This window comes from Streptomyces sp. NPDC048277 (genome assembly GCF_040652235.1).
Lineage (GTDB): Bacteria > Actinomycetota > Actinomycetes > Streptomycetales > Streptomycetaceae > Streptomyces.
The window spans coordinates 82767-103147 of sequence record NZ_JBEZLQ010000030.1 but is presented as its reverse complement, the minus strand read 5'-3'; the positions used below and the strand labels follow the sequence as shown (position 1 = coordinate 103147).

General features: G+C 71.5%; 18 protein-coding genes. 10 read left to right on the top strand and 8 right to left on the bottom strand.

Annotated elements, in window-relative coordinates; translation table 11 throughout:
* Positions 1-14: 14 nt before the first annotated feature.
* Positions 15-1403: a glycoside hydrolase family 43 protein gene (locus AB0D85_RS43325; RefSeq protein ID WP_362333759.1), complete on the bottom strand. Its 1389-nt coding sequence runs from the start codon at positions 1401-1403 to the stop codon at positions 15-17.
* Between the two features lie 107 nt (positions 1404-1510).
* Positions 1511-4075: a glycoside hydrolase family 2 TIM barrel-domain containing protein gene (locus tag AB0D85_RS43320; protein ID WP_362333756.1), complete on the bottom strand. Its 2565-nt coding sequence runs from the start codon at positions 4073-4075 to the stop codon at positions 1511-1513.
* A gap of 110 nt (positions 4076-4185) precedes the next feature.
* On the opposite strand from AB0D85_RS43320, the gene AB0D85_RS43315 reads away from it, so the two are divergent.
* Positions 4186-5418, top strand: a complete 1233-nt coding sequence (locus AB0D85_RS43315) for an MFS transporter (protein WP_362333753.1) — start codon at positions 4186-4188, stop codon at positions 5416-5418.
* A gap of 5 nt (positions 5419-5423) precedes the next feature.
* Here AB0D85_RS43315 and AB0D85_RS43310 read toward each other — a convergent pair whose 3' ends face one another.
* Entirely contained in the window at positions 5424-7874 is a 2451-nt protein-coding gene (locus tag AB0D85_RS43310; RefSeq protein WP_362333868.1) for a beta-L-arabinofuranosidase domain-containing protein, read from the bottom strand.
* A gap of 1122 nt (positions 7875-8996) precedes the next feature.
* On the opposite strand from AB0D85_RS43310, the gene AB0D85_RS43305 reads away from it, so the two are divergent.
* The 6 genes from AB0D85_RS43305 to AB0D85_RS43280 all read left to right on the top strand — a co-directional run bounded on the left by AB0D85_RS43305 (position 8997) and on the right by AB0D85_RS43280 (position 13284).
* Positions 8997-9488: a hypothetical protein gene (locus tag AB0D85_RS43305; RefSeq protein WP_362333750.1), complete on the top strand. Its 492-nt coding sequence runs from the start codon at positions 8997-8999 to the stop codon at positions 9486-9488.
* Between the two features lie 143 nt (positions 9489-9631).
* Positions 9632-10099 (top strand): hypothetical protein, encoded by a 468-nt coding sequence (locus AB0D85_RS43300; RefSeq protein ID WP_362333747.1) that lies wholly within the window; start codon positions 9632-9634, stop codon positions 10097-10099.
* A 27-nt stretch (positions 10100-10126) separates the two neighbouring features.
* Positions 10127-10993: a fructosamine kinase family protein gene (locus AB0D85_RS43295; RefSeq protein WP_362333744.1), complete on the top strand. Its 867-nt coding sequence runs from the start codon at positions 10127-10129 to the stop codon at positions 10991-10993.
* A 165-nt stretch (positions 10994-11158) separates the two neighbouring features.
* Entirely contained in the window at positions 11159-11350 is a 192-nt protein-coding gene (gene tgmA, locus AB0D85_RS43290; protein WP_362333741.1) for a putative ATP-grasp-modified RiPP, read from the top strand.
* A gap of 15 nt (positions 11351-11365) precedes the next feature.
* The gene (gene tgmB / locus AB0D85_RS43285) at positions 11366-12349 is read left to right on the top strand and encodes an ATP-grasp ribosomal peptide maturase (RefSeq protein WP_362333738.1); all 984 of its coding nucleotides are present in this window, start codon (positions 11366-11368) and stop codon (positions 12347-12349) included.
* Between the two features lie 47 nt (positions 12350-12396).
* Positions 12397-13284 (top strand): Gfo/Idh/MocA family oxidoreductase, encoded by an 888-nt coding sequence (locus AB0D85_RS43280; protein ID WP_362333735.1) that lies wholly within the window; start codon positions 12397-12399, stop codon positions 13282-13284.
* 7 nt (positions 13285-13291) lie between these two features.
* Here the strand turns inward: AB0D85_RS43280 and AB0D85_RS43275 are convergent, their stop codons facing one another.
* Positions 13292-13615: a hypothetical protein gene (locus AB0D85_RS43275; protein ID WP_362333732.1), complete on the bottom strand. Its 324-nt coding sequence runs from the start codon at positions 13613-13615 to the stop codon at positions 13292-13294.
* Positions 13616-13660: 45 nt separating this feature from the next.
* On the bottom strand, positions 13661-14572 hold the full coding sequence (locus AB0D85_RS43270; RefSeq protein WP_362333729.1) for a GNAT family N-acetyltransferase: 912 nt from the start codon (positions 14570-14572) through the stop codon (positions 13661-13663).
* Positions 14573-14815: 243 nt separating this feature from the next.
* On the opposite strand from AB0D85_RS43270, the gene AB0D85_RS43265 reads away from it, so the two are divergent.
* The gene (locus tag AB0D85_RS43265; RefSeq protein WP_362333726.1) at positions 14816-15922 is read left to right on the top strand and encodes a PP2C family protein-serine/threonine phosphatase; all 1107 of its coding nucleotides are present in this window, start codon (positions 14816-14818) and stop codon (positions 15920-15922) included.
* A 4-nt stretch (positions 15923-15926) separates the two neighbouring features.
* On the opposite strand, the gene AB0D85_RS43260 is transcribed toward AB0D85_RS43265, so the two are convergent.
* On the bottom strand, positions 15927-16367 hold the full coding sequence (locus tag AB0D85_RS43260; protein ID WP_362333723.1) for an Lrp/AsnC family transcriptional regulator: 441 nt from the start codon (positions 16365-16367) through the stop codon (positions 15927-15929).
* Between the two features lie 20 nt (positions 16368-16387).
* A complete protein-coding gene (locus AB0D85_RS43255) occupies positions 16388-17737 on the bottom strand; it encodes a transaminase (RefSeq protein ID WP_362333720.1) in 1350 nt (449 codons plus the stop codon).
* 335 nt (positions 17738-18072) lie between these two features.
* Here AB0D85_RS43255 and AB0D85_RS43250 point away from each other — a divergent pair, with 335 nt between their 5' ends.
* Entirely contained in the window at positions 18073-18540 is a 468-nt protein-coding gene (locus tag AB0D85_RS43250; protein WP_362333716.1) for a hypothetical protein, read from the top strand.
* Positions 18541-18547: 7 nt separating this feature from the next.
* Here the strand turns inward: AB0D85_RS43250 and AB0D85_RS43245 are convergent, their stop codons facing one another.
* Positions 18548-18721 (bottom strand): hypothetical protein, encoded by a 174-nt coding sequence (locus AB0D85_RS43245; RefSeq protein ID WP_362333713.1) that lies wholly within the window; start codon positions 18719-18721, stop codon positions 18548-18550.
* Between the two features lie 281 nt (positions 18722-19002).
* Between AB0D85_RS43245 and AB0D85_RS43240 the strand changes: the two genes are divergently transcribed.
* Positions 19003-20259, top strand: coding sequence for a serine hydrolase domain-containing protein (locus tag AB0D85_RS43240; protein ID WP_362333710.1), 1257 nt, complete (start codon positions 19003-19005; stop codon positions 20257-20259).
* The last annotated feature ends 122 nt before the right edge of the window (positions 20260-20381 follow it).

Sequence of the window (20381 nt, the reverse complement as noted above, 5' to 3'; positions counted from 1 at the left end):
GGCCCACCGCCGCGTCAGTAGCCGACGTAGAACGTGGCGTCGGCCTGGTCCGTGCTCGTGGAGATGGAGTCGATGCGCAGCACGTAGTCGGAGTGGCGGATGTAGCGCGTGGGGTAGTTGTACGACCGGAACGACGACCACGACGAGTCGGCGAGGCCGGCCGTCCGGTAGAAGGTGGCGTCCTGGGCGAACGCGGTCGTGCTGTCGTTCACGTCGAGCTGCAGCTGGTAGTTGTAGTGGCGCAGATAGCGGGTCGGGTAGTTGACCGACTGGAAGGACACCCCGCTGCTGTCGGCGAGCCCCGGGACCAGCTTCCACAGTCCGTCGGTGTACGGGTCGAAGGCGTACTCGTCGATCCGGCCGATGAAGTTGCTGTGCCGCACGTACCGGGCCGGGTAGTTGTAGGACTTCAGCCGGTTCCAGGTGGGGGTGCCCCATGCGGCGACGAGGTTGTTGTACTCGGTCGAGGTGATCGGCTGGATGCCGCAGTGCTTGGAGTTGAGTGGCTGGGTGTAGGTCTTCTGGTCGAGGGCGGTCCAGGTGCCGGCGGACAGGTCCGAGGTCTGCCAGGCGTAGAAGACGCCGTTGGGGGACCAGGTGTCGCCCCAGAGGTACCAGGTCGAGCTGGACGTGAGGGACTTGACCAGTTCCGGGGCCTCGGTGCCGTTGTGCGAGACGGCCGTGCTGAACTCCGTGAAGCTGCCCGGGTCCAGTGAGGTGGAGCGGGCGCCGACGAGCGTCGAGTTCTTCTTGAAGTACAGGTAGTTGACGCCGTTCACGCCGACCGCCAGGTCGCCGTCGATGACGTCGTAGCCGGGGTCGAAGAAGACCTGGGGGTCGCCGGCGGTGATGAAGTCGCTGGTGTAGTTGATCATGATGACGTTGTGGCCGCTGGAGTTGACGGCGGAGTAGATGACGCCGTACTCGCCGCGGCCCGCGTCCCAGAACGACTCGGGTGCCCAGGCGTGGGTGTCCATGTCGTGCAGCTTCATCCGCCGGTAGCCGGTGAAGGTGCGCAGGTCGGTGGAGTCCCAGACGTGGATGTACTGGCTGACGTACGTCCAGTCGGTGCCGTTCAGGTCGGTGGCGAGCACCACGAAGGTGCCGTCCTGCTTGCGCAGGATGAACGGGTCGCGCAGGCCGAGGGAGCCGGCCGTGGGGGTGGCGACGGGGTTGTTCTGGTTGAGCGGCGTCCACTGGAGGCCGTCGGTGCTGACGGCCAGGTGCAGGCCGTAGTTGGCGGCCAGCATGTCCGGGGACTCGGTGAAGTAGCACATCACGTAGGCCGAGTTGGTGGCGGCCTGTGCGCTGCCGGCGCCGAGGGCGAGGGCGCCGGTGGCGGCGAGGGGGACGGTCGCGGCCATGCCGAGGAAGTGACGGCGCGACAGGGGGGTGCCGTTCATGTGCGCTCCAGACGGGGGGAGCGTCCGATATATCGGACGCGGTTCGGAAAACCGATCAGAAACTAGAGGGACACGTGGGGCGCGTCAATGCTTGCGTAACAAGGGAGTTACTCGGATTTCCCTTTCCTGACCGGGAGCACGAGGGCCGCGGGGCGCAGCCCGGGGGCCGTTGCTGTGAGGGTCATGTGACCTGGCTGTTTGCCGGGACGCAGGATGGCCAGGGCCCGGCCGTGCCAGGTGTGGCGGCGCGGCTGCTGGAAGCTGTCCACGTTGTGCGGGTTGCCGTTGGCGACCCCGGCGAGCCCTCCGGCGCCTGCGACATCGAGTCCGACCTGCAGTGTCGCGTCGGGGACGAGTCGGCCGTGCGCGTCGACGACCTCGACGAGGACATGCGCCAGGTCGTCGCGGCCGGTGGTCAGGGACCGTACGTCGGAGACGAGCCGCAGGGCTGCCGGGGTGCCGGCCGTGCGCAGGGCCGTACGGCCGATCTCCTCGCCGTCGCGGTAGGCCACGGCCGTGAGCTCACCCGGCCGGTAGGGCACGGTGAAGGTGGCTATGGCGCGTTCGGGCGCGGCCGACGCCAACTCCTCTCCGTTGAGGACGAGTCGGGCGCTGTCGCCGGGCGTGTAGACGTGGACGGTCATCGGATGGCCGGGGTCCACGTCCCAGGTCCAGCCGGCGAGTTCGTCGAAGTACCCCCACCAGACGGCGACCTGCTCGGTGCCGGGCAGGGTCGGGCGTTCCACGAGGAGTTCCACGGGGCTGCGCCCGGTCAGCGCGGCCCGCCAGCGGTTCTGCGGCTTGCGCTGTCCGATCAGGTCCAGGTCGCCGCAGTTGCCCTGGAAGTAGGGGTACGGATAGCCGAAGCCGCCCCAGGAGTGGTGCAGGGTGCGGGCGATGGACCAGCCCGGCATGACGCTCTGGTCGCCGATGGACGCGGCCGTCCCTTCGGGGGCCATCGGTGTCTTGCCGATGCCGGACTCGCCGAGGTAGTCCCAGGCGGCCCACACCCAACTGCCGACGGCCCAGGCGTTCTCCGCCACGAACTCGGTGTCCTGGTGGAGGGTGGCGGGGAAGCCCTCGCTCTGGGTCATCGCCCGCTCGGGGTGGGCGGCGTGCATCGGCCCGTACGTCTTGCCGTTGGCGTTGTAGTGGACGTCACCGACGTCGACATAGCTCCAGGACGGGTCGTCGGCGCTGAAGGTGGAGCCGCCGCCGAGGGTGACGGGGCGGGTCCGGTCGAGGGCCCGGAGGGCGGCGGCCAGTTGGGCGCCCCGCTGTCCGCCGGTCTTGTCGGTGATCTCGTTGCCCAGGGACCAGATGACCACACTGGGGTGGTTGCGGTCGCGCAGGACGGTGCCGGTCAGGTCGCGTTCCCACCACTCGGCGAAGTACAGCGAGTAGTCCTGCGGGTTCTTGCCGGTGTCCCAGACGTCGAAGAACTCGTCCATCACCAGCATGCCGAGCCGGTCGCAGGCGTCGAGGAGCGCGGGGGTCGGCGGGTTGTGGGCGGTGCGGACGGCGTTGAAGCCGGCCGCCTTGAGCAGTTCGACCCGGCGCTCCTCGGAACGGTCCAGGGCGACGGCGCCCATCGGTCCGTGGTCGTGGTGGACACAGCCACCGGTGATCTTCACGGTCTCGCCGTTGAGCTGGAAGCCGACCTCGCCGTTCCAGACCAGGGAGCGGATCCCGAAGGCGGTGGTCACGGTGTCGACGACCCGGCCGCGGACCAGCACCTCGGCGCGGGCGGTGTAGAGGCTCGGCGAGTCCGGGGACCACAGGGCGGCGGGGCGGATCGGGAGGTCGAGGGAGGCCACTCCGGTGGCGTCGGTCGCGGCACGCCCCGTCGAGACCGGGTCGCCGTGCGGATCGAGCACGGTGACACGCACGTCCGCAGGGGCCCCTTCGACCGTCACCTCCGCATGGGCCACCGAGCGGTCGGGGCTCACCTCGGGGGTGGTGACATGGACGCCCCAGAGGGGGATGCGGACCGGGCCGGTCACGGTGAGCCAGGTGTGGCGGTAGATACCGGATCCCGAGTACCAGCGGCTGTTCTGGCCGCTGTTGTCGACCCGGACGGCGAGCACGTTCGGTCCCGTGGGATCGAGGTGCGGGGTCAGGTCGTATGCGAACGACGTGTAGCCGTAGGGGTGGAAGCCGAGGTGGACGCCGTTGAGCCAGACGTCGGCGTTCTGGTAGACGCCGTCGAAGCGCACCTCGGCGTGCTCCGCCGCGAGTTCGAAGCGCTTGCGGTACCAGCCGATGCCGCCCACGGTGTAGCCGGTCGAGCCGCCGTTCTCGCTGTGCGCGGTGTCGAACGGGCCGATGACCTGCGGGGCCTGGGACTGGCCCGGGTCCTTGACCACCAGCAGGGACGGATCGCTGGTGGCGGCGCCGTCCGTGGAGGTGGCGTAGGGCAGGTCCTCGATGCCCCAGTCGTGCGGGAGGTCCAGCGCCCGCCAGGCGGTGTCGTCGTACGACGGTCTCTGCGCGCCGTCGGCGTCGCCGCGCAGGAAGAGCCAGCCCTCGTCGAAGGACCGCTCGCGGGGTGTGCGGACATCGGCGGCGGCCGCCCGTGACACGGGCAGGCCGACCTCCAGTGCCGCCGCCGCTGCCGCGGCGAGGCCGAGGGCCTGACGCCGGGTCACTCCACGGGTGTGCTGTTCGCTCATCGTCGGCTCTCCGTCTCCTGAGAGAAATTCAGCGAAGGGCTTGTTCTTGCAAGTAATATGCAACAAGCTGATGCGACCCTTACCGCCGCCTCGCGACGTGGAGTCCCGCCGTGCCCCGACTCATGCCGGACACCGGACCGCAGCGTGTCCTCGCCCTCTCCAACCTCGTCTTCACGGTCGGCAGCGGCCTCTATCTGACGGCGGGGGTCCTGTACTTCACCGAGGCCGTACGGCTGCCCGCCGGACAGGTGGGGCTCGGGCTCGCCGCGGCCGGGCTGTTCTCGCTCGCGGTGGCCGTCGCCGTCGGCCATCTCGCGGACCGGCGCGGAGCGCGCGGTGTGTACGCGGCCACGCTCGTGGTGCAGACGCCGGCGACGGCCGCGTTCCTGTGGGCGGACGGCTTCTGGCCGTTCGTGCTGGTGGTGTCCGTGGCGACCGCCGCGAAGGCGGCCGGAACGGCGGCCCGCGCTCCGCTGATCCGGCACTACGGAGGCGACCGGCCGCAGGAGTTCCGCGCCTATCTGCGGGCCGTGACCAACGTCGGCGTCTCCGTCGGCGCGCTGGGCGCCGGCTGGGCGGTCCAGATCGGCACGGCCACCTCGTACCGGCTCCTGGTCGCCGGGCTCTCGGTGTCCTGCGCCGCCTCCGCGCTGGTCCTTCTCGCCCTGCCGCCGGTCGCACCCGCTCCCGCCGCCGGCGGCGGCCCCCGCCGGGTCGCGCTGCGGGACCGGCCGTATCTGCTGCTGACCGCCCTGGACGGGGTCATGGCGGTGCAGTTCAAGGTGCTGACCGTGGCCGTGCCGCTGTGGCTGGTCGGGGCGACGGCCGCGCCGCGCTGGCTCGTCTCGGGCACGATGCTCACCTGCACGGTGATCGTCGTCGCGTTCCAGGTGCGGGCGAGCAGGGGCGTCGACTCGCCCGCGGCCGGCGGGCGCGCCTATCGTCGCGCCGGGGTGGCGTTCCTCCTCTCCTGCGCGCTGATTCCGCTGGCCGCCGGGGTGCCGGGGTGGGTGGCGGCGGTCGTGCTGCTGGGGGCGGTCGTCGTGCACACGGTCGGTGAGCTGTGGCATGCGGCGGCGGGCTTCGAGGTGTCCTTCGCGCTCGCCCCGGAGCGGGCGACCGGGCAGTACCTGGGGGTGTTCGGGCTGGGCGCCGGGCTGGCCGAGGCCTTCGGGCCGGGGCTGCTGATCTGGCTGTGCATCGACTGGGGCCGGCCCGGCTGGTACATCCTGGGCGCGCTGTTCGCCGTCACCGGCCTGGCGGCGCCGCCCGCGGTGCGGTGGGCGCGGCGCCGTCAGGCTGCCGTGGGACAGGGGCGGGTGCTGGTGGCGGCCGGTTCCTGACGCGTTCACGCCCCGGCCAGGGCGGTGACCTCGGCCGGGGTCAGGGTTCTGCCGTGGACGCGGAAGTCGTCGACCGAGGCCTTGAGGTACGGGTCGGCGTACTGGGAGCGGCCGATGTAGTTGGCGCGGATGTGGTTGCCGAAGTGGCGGGGTTCGACGGTGACCGCCGTGTTGCGGCCCGTCTCCTGGCCGTCGACGTAGAGGACGGCCGTTCCGGCGCCGTAGGTCAGGGCCACGTGCACCCAGCGGTCGGTGGGCAGCGGGTCGGCGTCGATGCGCTGCTCGGCCCCGGCGCCGCCCGCGGTGATGGCGTAGCGGAGGGTGCCGGCGTCGCTGAGCGGGGTGAGGAACATGTTCGCGGTGACTCCGGTGCCGAAGTCGAAGATCCGGCTCCAGCCTGCCGGTTGGCCCAAGAGCTTGACCCAGGTGGTCACCGAGTAGGCGGACGCGCCCGCCAACAGGTCCTCGGCGAGGGCGACATGGCCGTCGGCGCCGTCCAGGGCGACGGCTCCGGCGAGGTGGCCCGCGGTCCAGCCCGCGCCGCCCGCCAGGGTTGCCGACCTGCCGTTGCCGGTGGCGTCGGACGCGACGGTGCCGGAGGTCTCGTCGAAGCGGTGCCAGGCGGCGAACTCCGGTGGCGGGGGCGGGGGTTGGCCGGTGAGCCAGTAGACGGAGTAGTGCTGGTGGTGGACGCGGGCGATCGGCAGCCGGGTGACCGGCTCGCCGTCCGCCAGGGCCGTGAAGGTCAGCGGGGTGGCCGAGGTCTGCCGGACCGAGTCCGTGTCCAGGCGGGGCAGCCAGGGGTTCGCCGTGTCACCGTACGCGCCTGCCAGGACGACCGGGCCGTGCAGGACGGCCTTGACGTCGGGGTCGTCGGGGGTCGCCTCGATGCTCGTGGTCATGGGCAGCGAGACCTCGACCCGGTCACCCGTGCGCCAGGCCCGGTCCAGGGTTAACCAGGTCGCGGAGGCGGGGCGTTGGGCCAGGGTGCGGCCGTTGAGCCTCACGCGGGCACCCGTGGCCCAGCCGGGGATGCGGACCAGGAGTGGGTGGGTGGCGGATCCGGCGGTGACGGTGAGCACGGTGCCGGAGGCGTCGGGCAGGGCGGTCTCCTGGCGCCAGGTGATGCCCTTCTCCGCCCACTTCACCTCGGACGGGATGAACAGGTTGACCAGCAGCCGCTGTTCGTCGTGGGTGTAGATCGTGTCGGCGAACTTGGCCTGCGTCTCCATGCCGGTGCCGTGGTCGCAGGAGAAGTTGTCGTAGTCGGTGGAGTAGGCGTCGGGGTCGGTGCCCATGAACGACGGCTGCTGCTTGAAGGAACCCGGGGCCAGGCCGGTGTAGTAGATGTTGAAGCCGTGCGCGGAGTCCGGGTCCTGTTCGCCGAGCATCTGGTTGAACAGGGTGCGTTCGTAGTAGTCGAGGAGGTCGGTGCGGTCCGGGGTCCGCAGGTGCAGCAGCCGGGTCAGCTTGAGCATGTTGTAGCTGTTGCAGTTCTCGCAGGTGCTGTTGCTCAACTGGCCCGCGACGACGTCCGGTTCGTGGAACGCCTCGCCGTTGCTGTTGCCGCCGATGACGTACGAGTGGTGCTCGGTGACGATCTGCCAGAAGTTCTCGGCGATGGTGCGGTAGCGGTCGGCCAGCCCCTCCTGCCAGAGCCGCATGGCGCCGACCATCTTCGGTATCTGGGTGTTGGCGTGCAGCCCGGCGAGCCGGTCCTCGCCGGCCGCGAGGGGGTCGAAGACCCGGGCGTGCGTGAAGCGCTCGGCGACCTGCAGCCAGCGGGCGTCGCCGGTGAGGGCGTGCAGATCGGCGAGCACGTCGTTCATCCCGCCGAACTCGGTCTCCAGCACCCGCTGCATCTGCTCGTAGCTCAGCTTCGCGGTACGCCGGTCGACCCACTCCCCCAGGCCCAGTACGACGTCCAGGGCCTGCCCGCTGCCGGCCAGCCGATGCTGTTCGACCAGCCCCGCCATGATCTTGTGCAGGGTGTAGTACGGCGCCCAGACCCCCGTTCCGGCCTCCAGCCGGTCGAAGAAGCTCTCCGGGAACGCCGAGAGATACCCCTGGCCGTAACCCGCGGCCGGTGCCGCGGCCTGGCACTCGGCGAGCGCGGCGACCAGCCGGGCGCCCTTGTCGCGCAGGGCGGTGTCGCCGGTGTTGGCGTAGGTGAGGGCGAGCCCGGAGAGCAGGTGGCCGGTGGAGTGGCCGCGCAGTTCGACGGTGGGGCCCTCCCAGCCGCCGCAGGGCTGGGCGGTGCTGGGCAGGCCGGCGTTGAGCCGGAAGGTGTGCAGCAGTCGGTCGATGTCGACGAAGCGCAGATAGGCGGTGTTGCGGCGCTGGTTGTCCTGGAACGGGCCGGGCAGCAGCGAGACGGCGGTGAGCGGGAAGGGCCGTACGCGCTCGTCCGGCACCTGCTCGTCCGGTGCGGCCTGGGCGCGGGCGCCGACCGGCAGTGTCAGGGCAGTGGCGGCCGCGGTGAGGAAGGCCCGTCTGCCGAGGGGGGGGTCACGAGATCCTCCGCATGTCGAGGGCGTGGGGCGAAGGAGTCCCGTTCCTCGCCCCACGGGCTGTCGTTCGAGATATCGAAAACGGTGCGACATGCTGTGCGGAGTTCTACGGTATGGGACGGACCGGTGATGTCAATGACGCCTCCCGAGCCGCGCCGGTCCACGCCCGCACCGGCCTTCCCCGGTCCACTCCCGCATCGGCCCGCTCCGGCCACTCCCGAAACGGCGTCACCTCCCCCGTCCGACGGGTCAGGCCGTCCGGACACATCGCCGCGCCTAGGGCCTGTCGTTTGGATCATGTCGGCGTCGCGGGGTGTGGCACGCACTCCCCCAGAGGGGGTACCCCCAGCGGCGTTGTCGTCACTCGCCGACGTCCCCCAGCCTTCGGCCGGGAGGTGCCCCCACCGCGTCGCCCGCCGCGGCAGCGGCTTATGTCTACGCCTCCTCCGCCCTGCAGCTGCACGCACCACACCCCGCTCGGGTCGGCAGAAATCCGCAGTCTCTCTCAGCCGACCTGATCCATACGACAGGCCCTGGCCTCGATCCGACAGTCCGTCCGAGAAGGGCCCCACATGCCCGGTCGCCTCCCCCGCCGTCTGCTCGCTCTCCTGCTCGCCGCCATGACCGGTGCGTCCGCCGTCGCGGCCCCCGCCCGTGCCGATACGGGCAGTGTGACGGAGTATCCGATCACCACCACTGCCGACAGCCTCCCCGCGGGAATCACCGCCGGGCCGGACGGCGCCCTGTGGTTCGCCCAGTCCGCGGCGGGCCGGATCGGGCGGATCGCGGCGGACGGCACGGTCGCCGACTACCGCACCCCGACCCGGGACAGCGGGCCCTTCGGCATCACCGCGATACCGGACCGCGCCCTCTGGTTCACCGAGCAGTCGGCCGGACGGACCGGGCGCATCACAACCTCCGGCTCCGTCACCGAGTTCACCCTGCCCGAAGGCCGCGAGCGCGCCGGACGGCATCGCACCGGGCCGCGACGGCGCGCTGTGGTTCACCGAGCCGGGCACCGACCGGATCGGCCGGATCACGGCCGAGGGCAGGGTCGCCGAGTATCCGGTGCCCACACCGAACAGCCTCCCGTACGGCATCGCGGCCGGCGCCGACGGAGCGCTCTGGTTCACCGAGCTGGCCGGCGGCAGGATCGGGCGGATCCAACCCGGCGGCCGTGTCACCGAGTTCCCGTTGCCGAGCCGCGCGGACTTTCCCGAGGACATCGTCGCCGGGCCGGGCGGGATGTGGTTCACCGCGTCCGGATCGAACTCCGTCGACCGGATCGACCGCACCGGCCGCGTCACCCGGTTCCGGCTGCCCGGCGCGGACGGCGACCCCGGCGGGATCGCCAACGGGCCGGACGGCGGGGTGTGGTTCACCGACGCGTCCGGCCGGGTCGGCCGGGTGACGGCGGACGGCAGGGTCACCGTCGCGACGGTGCCGTCCGGCCCGCACCGCACGGTGTGGTTCACCGAACTGCTGGGCAACGCGATCGGACGGGTTCGGGCGTCAACTCTGCAGAGGGCCGAGGCCGAGTTCGAACATTTCTCCCGTTGATGCCCGATGCCCCATCCGCCGGAACCCGTAGCGGCATGGGTGGAAGTCCCGTGGAAATTGACATGCTTTCAGACGAGGAATGTGGGATTCTTCGCTACAGTCCGGTGAGTAACACAGGGGGAGGTATCACCGTAGTGATCCGTATGCGCACATCCGTCGGAATCCTGGCCACCGTCGGCGCCGTCACCGCCGCCCAACTCGGCCTCGCCACCGGCGCGTCCGCGCGGGCCGAAGCGCCGCAGAGCGCCGGCTGCCCGATCGACATCGTCTTTCCGAGCCGCTTCTACGTGAACTCCAGCGGCTGGGTGACCGACGGCGGCCTGCACTTCGCGGTCAAGAACAAGAGCGCGAGCCAGAGCTTCAAGAAGGTCACGTTCACCGTGACGGACGTCAAGAACATCCGCTTCGGCAGCGCCACGGCCTCGGGCGGCAAGGTCACCCACAGGACGTCGAAGACGGTGTCGGTGTACACGGCGACCCTGAAGAAGAAGAGCAGCCTCGGCGTGAAGGTGCAGACGCATCTGCTGAACACCAGCACCTACAAGGTGAAGTTCACCCTGCACGGCTCGGGGTGGAACTGCGCCGTCGACCAGGGCACCTGGGGCTCCTGATCGCGGCCGGCCCGTACCCTGGAGGCCGTGGTCGACTACGGCGAAGGGCCGGGCGCGGCGGCAGCCCGGCTCACCGGGCGGCGGGTATCGGGTGAGCGGGCGCGGTCGGGCCGTCTGGCGGAGGTGACGCTCGCGGGCGGTACCGCGGTCATGGTCAAGCGCGGCGACGGCCCCGGCGCGGTACAGGCCGAGGTGGCCGGGCTGTGCTGGCTGGCCGCCGCCGGGGCGGTCGCGGTGCCGGAGGTGCTGGGGCACGACGAGCGGTGGATGGTGACCGAACTGGTCCCCACCGGGCGTCCGGACGCCGGGGCGGCGGCGCGCTTCGGCCGCTCCCTGGCCGCCCTGCACACCGCAGGCGCCCCGGCCTTCGGGGCGGCCCCGCCGAACGGCCCGCGGGACGCCTGGATCGGCCTCGCCCCGATGCGCAACGAGCCGGGCGCCGACTGGCCGCACTGGTACGCCGAGCACCGGGTGCTGCCGTATCTGCGCACGGCGGTCGACCGCGGGACCCTGCGTCCCGGAGAGGCCGCGGTGATCGAGCGGGTCTGCGAGCGGCTGCCGGAGCTCGCCGGGCCGGCCGAGCCGCCCGCCCGGCTGCACGGCGACCTGTGGAACGGCAACGTCCTGTGGGGCGCGGACGGCAGGGTCCGGCTGATCGACCCGGCCGCGCACGGCGGACACCGCGAGACCGACCTCGCGATGCTCCGCCTCTTCGGCTGCCCGCGCCTGGACCGGATCCTGGCGGGCTACCAGGAGGCGACTCCCCTGGCCGACGGCTGGGCGGAGCGCATCGATATGCACCAACTCCATCCCCTACTGGTGCATGCCGCACTCTTCGGGCGTAGCTATGCCGAACAGGCTCTGGCGACATCCCGGATGATCATGGGCATTTGACGCCGTCACATGCCGGACGGGCATGTGAAATCGGCCACGTCCGCGGGCGATTCGGCGCTGCTGCCTTAACAAGCTCTTAATTCGGACTGAGATTACGCAGAGTAAGGAAACCAACCACGCGTTCGAATCGTATAAGTGCATGGAAGAACGAAACAGGGAGAGACCATGCAACCGTTCGCGCTCAACTACGCACGGCCCGCAGTGCAGTTGGACGTATCCACTCCGTACGCGTATGACTCCGGGCTGCAGTTGAACGTTCTCCACGATGGCCGGATCGCGGCCACCGATCACGCAACGCTCAGAGCCCTGGGGACGACGACCTCCACCGCGGGTTCCAAGACGCACTTCGACGACTGAGCGCGGACCCCGACGATGACCGTGCTCATCCTGACCACTGACGAGGACGTGACGGCGGACATGGTGGTCCTCCGGCTCCACGAGGCCTCCGTGCCCGTCGTCCGTCTCGATCCTGCCGATCTGACCAGTGGTGTGGCCCTGTCGGGCGAGTATGTACAGGGCGTCAGCCGCGGACATCTGTCCGTGAACGGGCGCCTGGTGAGCATGAACGGCCTGCGCTCCGTGTGGGTGCGCAGGCCGGGAGTCGCGGCCGCCCGGGCGGCGCAGCCGTCCGCCTGGCTGAGCGAGGAGTCCTCGCAGGCGCTGTACGGCATGCTGCGCGGGACCGACGCGCGCTGGATGAACCATCCGGACGCGGCCCGCCAGGCCCGGCACAAGCCGTGGCAGCTGCGGCTGGCGCAGCGCAGCGGGCTCGCCGTGCCCGCGACGCTGATCACCACGTTCCCGCAGGCGGCCAGGGAGTTCGCGGAGCGGTTCCCGGACCTGGTGGTGAAGCCGGTGTCGGGCGCGCATCCGCAGGAACCGCCGCGGGCGGTGCCGACCAGCCGGGTCGCGCCGGACGCCGACTTCGCGGCGGTGGCGTTCGGCCCGACACTGCTCCAGCGCCGGGTCGCCAAGCGGGCCGACATCCGGCTGACGGTGGTCGGCGAGCGACTGCTGGCCGCCCGCAAGCCGGTGCACCCGGACGCCCATCCCGACGACGTGGACGTCCGGTTCGCCCCGTCCGTCTCTCCCTGGCTCGCGGCGGACGTGCCGCCGCGAGTCGCCGAGGCCGTTCACACGTATATGAAGGACGCCGAGCTGGCCTACGGCGCCTTCGACTTCGCGGAGGACGCCGACGGCATCTGGTGGTTCCTGGAGTGCAACCAGTCGGGCCAGTTCGGGTTCGTCGAGATGGACACCGGTCAGCCCATCGCCGAGTCCATCGCCGAGTGGCTGGCGACCGGCACCGCGCGGTGCCGGTCGTACGTCAACGGCGGGCGGAGCACGACGCCTTGACGGGCGGGGCGACGGTGTGGAACAGAGCACGGAGAAAGGAACGGGAGATGCGCATCGGACTGCTGGGGACCGGTCCCTGGGCGCGGGCGGCTTACGCGCCCGCACTGGCGGGACATGGTTCGCTGGACTTCGCCGGGGTGTGGGGCCGCCGCCCGGAGGCCGCGGCGGACCTGGCGGAGGAGTACGGCGTCCCGTCGTACGACGATGTGGACGCGCTGTTCGCCGATGTCGACGCGGTGGCGGTGGCGCTGCCGCCGTCCGTGCAGGCGGAGCTGGCGGTACGGGCCGCGCAGGCTGGGCGGCATCTGCTCCTTGACAAGCCCCTGGCGATCGGCGTGGCCGAGGGGCGGGCGGTGGTGGAGGCGGCCGAGCGGGCCCGGGTGGCCTCGGTGGTGTTCTTCACCACCCGGTTCCAGACGGAGCCGGAGGCGTGGATCGGCGAACAGGCCGCCACCGCCGGGTGGTTCACGGCGCGGGCGCAGTGGCTGGGCGCGGTGTTCACCGACGAGAGCCCGTTCGCCGCGTCACCGTGGCGGCGGGAGATGGGCGCGCTGTGGGACGTGGGGCCGCACGCCCTGTCCGTGCTGCTGCCGGTGCTGGGCGACGTACGGCGGGTGGCGGCCGCCGTGCACGGCCCGGCGGACACCGTCCATCTCGTCCTCGACCATGCCACCGGAGCGTCGAGCACGGTGACACTGAGCCTCACCGCGCCCCCGGCGGCGGCCGGGGCCGATGTGGAGCTACGGGGCGAGGCCGGGGTGACGCTCCTGCCGAGGAGCGCGGAAGGAGCGGTCCCCGCCCTGACCCGGGCCGCCGACGCCCTCGTCACCGCCGCGCGCACGGGCCGCGCGCACCCCTGCGACGCGGCCTTCGGCCTGCGGGTCACCGAGATCCTCACGGAGGCGGAGACCATGCTCGGCAAGGACGTCGGCTAGGTGCCGGCTACGCGTCGTCGTCGAACGGTTCGTCGCTCCATCTGAACCAGGCCCGGTCCCCCTCGATGTGCAGCAGGAACTCGGGGACCGGGCCGTCCGGCGAGATCAGTGACACCTGGCGGCGGATCTCGCCGTGGACCTCCTCCCAGGCCTCCCAGTCGTCGTCCTCGGCCAGGACCAGCTCCCGGGCGAACAGGTCGCGGACCTCGGCGAAGCCCGGTCCGGCGGTGAAGCCGCCCGACAGCCAGGGGAAGTCGGCCTCGTCGATGACGATCTCACCGACCGGCTCCCGGCCCCCGCGCACCTGCCAGACACCGCCCTCGAAACCCATGCCGACCCCTCCCGTCAGCCGCCGGTCACCACCGCTCTCAGCATGTCACCCGGCACTGACAGCGGACGCAGCCCAGAAGTTCACCCGCTCCCGGACGACGGGGTAGCCCGCTCTGGCGAAGTGCGCGGCCATCGGGAGGTTGCCCTGGTCGGTGGCGGCGGCGATGAACTCGGCGCCCTGTTCGACGAGGAAGTGGGTGCACTCCACGAGCAGGTCGTAGGCGTACCCGTGCCCGCGGTGCTCGGGCAGTACGCCGATGAACCCGACACAGGGCCCGGCCGGGTTGCGCCCGGGGATGTGGATGCCGGCCGGCTCGCCGGCGGGGGTGCGGGCGATCTGCCACCACTCGCGGGGCGAGGGCATCCAGTGGAAGAAGTCCATCTCCTCCTGGGCCGCCTGGTCCAGCCCCCCTTGCCCGATGGCGCGGCGGGCATGGGCATCCAGGGTGGCTGAGTGGATGCGGCGCAGGGCGTCGAAGAACACCCGGTCGTCGGGCTCGGGGGTGAAGACGAGGCGGCCGGGCCGTTCGGGCAGGCCGCACTCGGGGGTCCAGCGGTAGTTGTAGCGCTCCACCAGCAGCTCGAAGCCGGCCTTGCGGGCGGCGGCGAAGCCGGTTTCGGCGGCGGTGCGCAGGCCGGGGTCGTCGTGCCAGCCCGTGGGCAGGTCGAGCTCCAGATCCTCCACCTGCCAGGGCGCGCCGCGCAGCAGCTCGGCGCCGGCTTCCTCCTCGCCCTCGGCCACGTCGAACCAGTTGATCAGGAGCGGCTCGGTGTCCTCGGGCCTGCCCCACCAGGCGGCGCGGGCGACCACCCGTCCGCCGCGCAGGGCGACGCGCTTCCAGTCGGCGCGGAACAGGGTGCGCCGGTGCTTCTCCCGCATGCGCAGCGGGTCGGGCAGGGTGTCGAAGACCTGGGCGGTGCTGTCGTCGAGCGTACGGATGATGACCGGATCGGTCACGGATTCCTCCGGGATGCGTGCTACGGGACGCGCTCCCGGGTCAGCTCTGACCTGTCACGCCCGGACAACGGGGAGGGAGCGCTGGATGGGTGTGGTGAACACGGCACTCGCCTCCTTCCGTCCGGTCTCGGGCGTGGGTTCATACGGTAGGGGCCCGGCCCGGACGCGTCCACGGGTTTTCCCACAGCGGCAATTCAAGATCGGAGCGGGCCCGCCGACCGGGCACGGGCGTAGCTTAGGGATGTGACTTCGGTGCGCGGCTGGTCGTCGCGTGGCTATCGGGACGGTCGTGGCTGGCTGCAGGGTGCGCCGCCGCCACGCTGGGTCCGGGTGCTGCCCGTCGCACTGCTGGCGGTCGTGACCGCGGCGACGCTGCTCAGCCCCAACGGCCACGACTTCGGTTTCCTGCTCGGCGCCATCCCGCCGCTGGCCGTCCTGTCGTACGGCCCGCTGGCGACGGCCGTGCTCAGCAGTCTGGTGGTGCTCCTGCTGAACGTGCCGGCCACGCATCTGAACCATCCCGGTGACACCGACCTGCTCACGGTCACGTTCGTCGCGGTACTGAGCGTGTTCGTGTCCTATGTGCGCAGTCACCGGGACGCCCAGCTGGTCACCGAGCGCGCGGTGGGCGAGGCGGTGCAGCGGGCCGTGCTGCCCCCGCTGCCGGAGCGGGTCGGGGCGGTGGGGTGCACGGGGCTGTACCGGGCCGCGCAGCACGGGACGCTGGTCGGCGGCGACTTCTTCGACGTGCGGGACGGGCCGTACGGGGTGCGGGCGGTGATGGGGGACGTACGGGGGCACGGGCTGGCCGCCGTCTCCACGGTGGTGTCGCTGCTGGGGGCCTTCCGGGAGGCGGTCCTGGACCAGCCGGACCTGGAGTCGGTGGCGGCGCGGATGGACCGCAGGCTGAGGGTGGACTCGGCCGACGTACCGCACGCGGAACTGTTCGCCACGGCCCTGCTGCTGGAGTTCTCCGCCGATCTGCGGTCGGTGCGGATGGTGGCCTGCGGTCATCCGGCGCCCGTGCTGCTGCGGGACGGGCGCGCGCAGGAACTGGCGGTGGCGCCGGGGGCACCGCTGGGGCTCGCGCTGGCGGGTGTGGAGCCGCCGAAGGAGATCACGGTCGAGCTGGGGCAGGGCGACCGGCTGTTCCTCGCCTCGGACGGGGTCTGGGAGGCCCGTGACAGGACAGGGTGCTTCTACCCCCTCCCGGAGCGGCTCGCCGGGCTCGCCGGCAGGCACGCCAAGGACACGGCCCCGCTCACCGAGCAGGTGTGGGCGGACCTGGCCGGGAACTTCGAGGTGCGGGACGACGCCACCATGCTCGTGCTGACGCCCGCCATCGATTGACGTCTCAGCCCACGTCCCACAGGAACCGGTGGGTGTGGATGCCGAAGTACGGGAACGACTGCACCTCGCGTACGCCCTCGATGGGCCGGACCACGTCGTTGACGAAGTCGAGCAGGTCCTTGGCGCCGGGCGTGACCACCTCCGCGAACAGGTCGAAACCACCCGAGGTGAAGACGGAGTAGACCACTTCGGGGTGGCCGGCGAGGGCGTCGGCGACGGCCCGGGGGTCGCCGTCCACGCCGATGCCGAGCAGCGCCATGGCCTGGCCGCCCATGGCCATCGGGTCGGTGACGCCGACGACCTGGACGGCCCGGGAGTCCAGCAGGCGCTGCAGCCGCTGCCGGGCCGCCGAGGCGGAGAGGCCGACCCTGGGGCCGAGGTCGGCGTAGGCGATGCGGCCGTCGGTCTGGAGTTCACGCAGGATGGCCCGGTCGATGTCGTCCATGTGCACGTCGGCTCCCTCTCTCAGCCGGCCAGTTCGAGCAGGGCGGCCCCGAACACCGCGGTGTGGGTGTCGACGTCCTGCTCGGTGGTGTCGGGGCACATCAGGGCCATGTTGTGGAACGGGGTGAGGAGGATGCCCCGGTTGGCGAGGTAGAGGTGCAGGAAGTCCTCCAGCTCGGTGTCGGCGGCGGCCTCGGACTCGGTGCCGGTACGCGGGGCCGGAGAGGCGAAGCGGTACTCGGTGCGGGCGCCCAGCCGGCTCACCGACCAGGGCAGCGCGTGCGCCTCGAAGGCCGCGCGGACGCCGGTCTCGAAGCGTTCGGAGAGCGTGGCCATGCGGGCGAACGCCTCGTCGGTGAGCACGTGCTCCAGCGTGGCCCGGGTCGCGGCGACCGAGAGGGCGTTGCCGGCGAGGGTGCCGCCGACCCCGCCCATGTCCACCAGGTCCAGGTCGTCTCGGGCGAGGAGGCGCTCGGCGAGGTCGGCGGAGAGGCCGTAGGCGCCGGCCGGGATGCCGCCGCCGATGGCCTTGCCGATGGTCAGCAGGTCGGGCTCCAGCTCCCAGGCGGCGGTGCAGCCGCCGGGCCCGGCCGAGAAGGTGTGCGTCTCGTCGTTGATGAGCAGCGTGCCGTACTGCCGGGTCAGGGCGCGGACGCCGGCCAGGTAGCCGGGTTCGGGCAGCACGATGCCGATGTTGGTGAGCGCGGGTTCCATGAGGACGGCGGCGACATCGCCGTGGGCGAGTTCGCGCTCCAGCTGCTCCAGGTCGTTGAACTCGGCGACCCGGCTGGTCAGGGTGACGTCGCAGGGCGCGCCGACGTTCCCGGGGCGGGGCGCGCCCTTGCCGTCGGGGCCGACGACGATGAGGGACTCGTCGACGCTGCCGTGGTAGCTGTAGCTGTTGACCAGGATCTTCGGGCGGCCGGTGACGGCCCGGGCGAGCCGGATGGCCCAGCGGTTGGCGTCGGTCGCGGTGAGCGAGAAGCTCCAGCGGGCGAGGCCGAAGCGGCGGGTCAGCTCCGCGCCGACCCACTCCGCGTCCTCCGTCGGCAGCATCGCGGTGGCCCCGCCCAGCTCGGCGAACCGGAGCTGCACGGCCTCGGTGACGGCGGCCGGCGAGTGACCTGCCATCGCGCCGGTGTCGCCGAGGCAGAAGTCGATGTACGTGTGCCCGTCGACGTCGGTGACCCGGGCGCCGCGCGCGGTCGCCAGGTACCGGGGGAACGCGCCCGCGGTCTTGTTCATCCATGTCATGGGGACCCGGCCGAAGAGATGGTCGGCGCCCGCATATGCGGCTCGGGAGCGGGGATTGCGCCGCTCGGCCTCGGCGCTCTCCCGGGCCAGGAGGGTGTGCAGTCGGGTGCGGTCCATGAAGTACCCCTGATCGGGAGCTGCGGCGGCGGATCGACGGGAGCGTACGACCGATACCGGCCACATATCAAGGTATGACGATCGAATCGATCGTCGGAGCAATGGATTCGAGCGCGATCCCCTGCGAGGAGCGCTGTACCGTGCGACCCGGAAACGGAACTGACGTCCCATGTTCGAACAAACGCCCTGAAACGCCAGGGTTCGCCACCCCTTCCGCCAGTTAGAAATATCTACCAGCATGCATATGCCGGGTTGGCGTGCGGACGCACGCGGTGCCCGGTGTCGGTCGTTCTCCGCACTCGAGACAGGTGAGCGAAGATTTCCCGGAGCAGTGCATGACGAACACGATGTGGATGCAGGGCGTGGAGTGGCTCGCGGCGGCCTCGTCGGACCCCCGGGCGTGCAAGTGGGAATGGGACCACGGCGAGGGGGTCTCGCTGCTGGAGGCGGGCCGCTTCTGGGATGTGCTGAGCGTGCCGGACCGGCTCGGTCTGCTCACGCTGGACCTGCTGTGGAGACCCTCGCTGCCGGTCCCCGGGCCGACCCTGGTGGACACCGCGGCGCGCCGGGTCGGTTTCTTCCTGCCGCCCGACCCGTCCGGCGGCTGGATCGGCTCGGGGCTGCGCTACGCGACCAAGGGGACATGGGTCGCCGTACCGCCGCCGTACCGGCCCGCGCGCTCCCTCGAATGGCTGGTGCCGCCCGACGGCAGCGGCTCGCTGCACGCCCCGGGCACGCTGGAACTGGCGCTGCGGGAGGCCAACGGCACGCTGGCGGTGCTGCGGCCGATCTGCGAGGAATAGCCCCGGGTCAGCGGCGGGACGGGAGCACCAGGACCATGGCCAGCCGGCTCTCGGCCTCGGCCGGCACGGTACGGCCCTCGGCCCGCCACTCCCGGACGAGCTGGGCGTAGATCGGCTCGCGGGAGTACAGGGCCCGGGGTTGCTGGGCCGGGAGCCAGGGCGTCGGGAAGGTTCCGTCCATGCCGGTGCAACGCCCGGAACACGCTGGTGACACGCGCCGCCCGGCCCGCTCACCGGGTCGGGTGAGCGGGTCGCCCGAACGGGCCCGCCCCCGTCCTACAAACACCCTGGCGGCCCGTCGGCCGAACACTCCGGCGGCCCCTCGGCCCTCCGGCGCCCCACCGGTCGACGGGCATCCCGGAGCAGCCGCTCGTATCCTCTGAAGTCAGGGTTCCGACTGGAAGTCAGGGTTCGCCGTCCGGCACCACCGCACGTTCCTTCTCACGTGCTCGGAGTCAGCCCATGTCGCACACGTCCGCCAGGCCGCGCAGAGGGGCCGCGATCGCCGTCGTCCTGGGGACACTGACGCTGCCGCTCGCCGGCGGGACGGCACACGCCTCGCCCGCCTCCGTGCCGGCCGCCTTCACCGCATCCTCGCCGGCCCCGTCGCCGTCCCGCACCCCGGACGTCCGGGCGATGACCCCGGCCGTGGCCCGCCGGCTCGACGCGGCCGTCCAGCAGGTCATGCGCGAGGCGAACGTGCCCGGCGTGACCGTCGGCATCTGGACGCCCGGTCAGGCCGACTACGTTCGCTCGTTCGGGGTCGCGAACAAGGAGACCGGGCAGCCGATGTCGTCCGACATGTATATGCGGATCGGCAGCGAGACCAAGATGTTCACCGTGACGGCGCTGCTGCAGCTGGTCGACGAGGGCAGGCTGAGCCTGGACGATCCGATCGGCAAGTACATCGCGGGCGTACCCGACGGTGATCGGATCACCCTGCGTCAACTGGCCGGGATGCGCAGCGGGTTGTTCAACTACTCGGAGGACGAGGGCTTCTACAGGGCCCTGACCTCGGATCCGCAACGCACCATGACCCCCCGGCAGTTGCTCGACTACGCCTTCAGGCATCCGGCGCTGTTCCGGCCCGGCGAGAAGTTCTCCTACTCCAACACCAACCTGATCCTGCTCGGCCTGCTCGTCGAGAAGAGGAGCGGGCAGCCGCTCGGGCGGTACATCGCGCAGCACATCCTCGGCCCGGCGGGTATGCACCACACCCTGTTCCCGGTCGGGAACGAGTTCCCCGCCCCGCACGCGCAGGGCTACACGGACCAGACGGCGAGCGGCAAGGTCGAGGACTCGGCCGACTGGAACCCCTCCTGGGCCTGGGCGGCCGGCGCGATGATCTCCGATCTGGACGACCTGCACACCTGGGCTCGCACGGCGGCCACGGGGATCTTCCCCGACGGCTCGGTCATGGTCGGTCCCGCCGTCCAGAGACAGCGGCTGACGACACCCCCGACCGGGATCCCCGGCACCGGGTACGGCCTCGGCATCTTCGACGTCCAGGGCTGGATCGGGCACAACGGCTCGCTGCCGGGCTACGAGGCGCTCACCGTCTACCTGCCGTCGACACGGACGACCGTGGTCGTGCTGCTGAACACCGATGTCGACTACAGGGGGACCATCGAGCCCAGCACGGTCTTCGGCAAGGCGGTCACCCGGATCATCTCCCCGGACCACGTGTTCGACCTGCCCGCGGAGCCCGCCGCCCACTGACGGCGACGACACGCCGGAATGCAACTCGCCCTGTGTGCACGGCATTTCCGACACTTGACACAGAAGCGAACAGTCACCGAGCGGATTCGAAGCGATGTAACGATTCACCGTGCGGGGCCGGT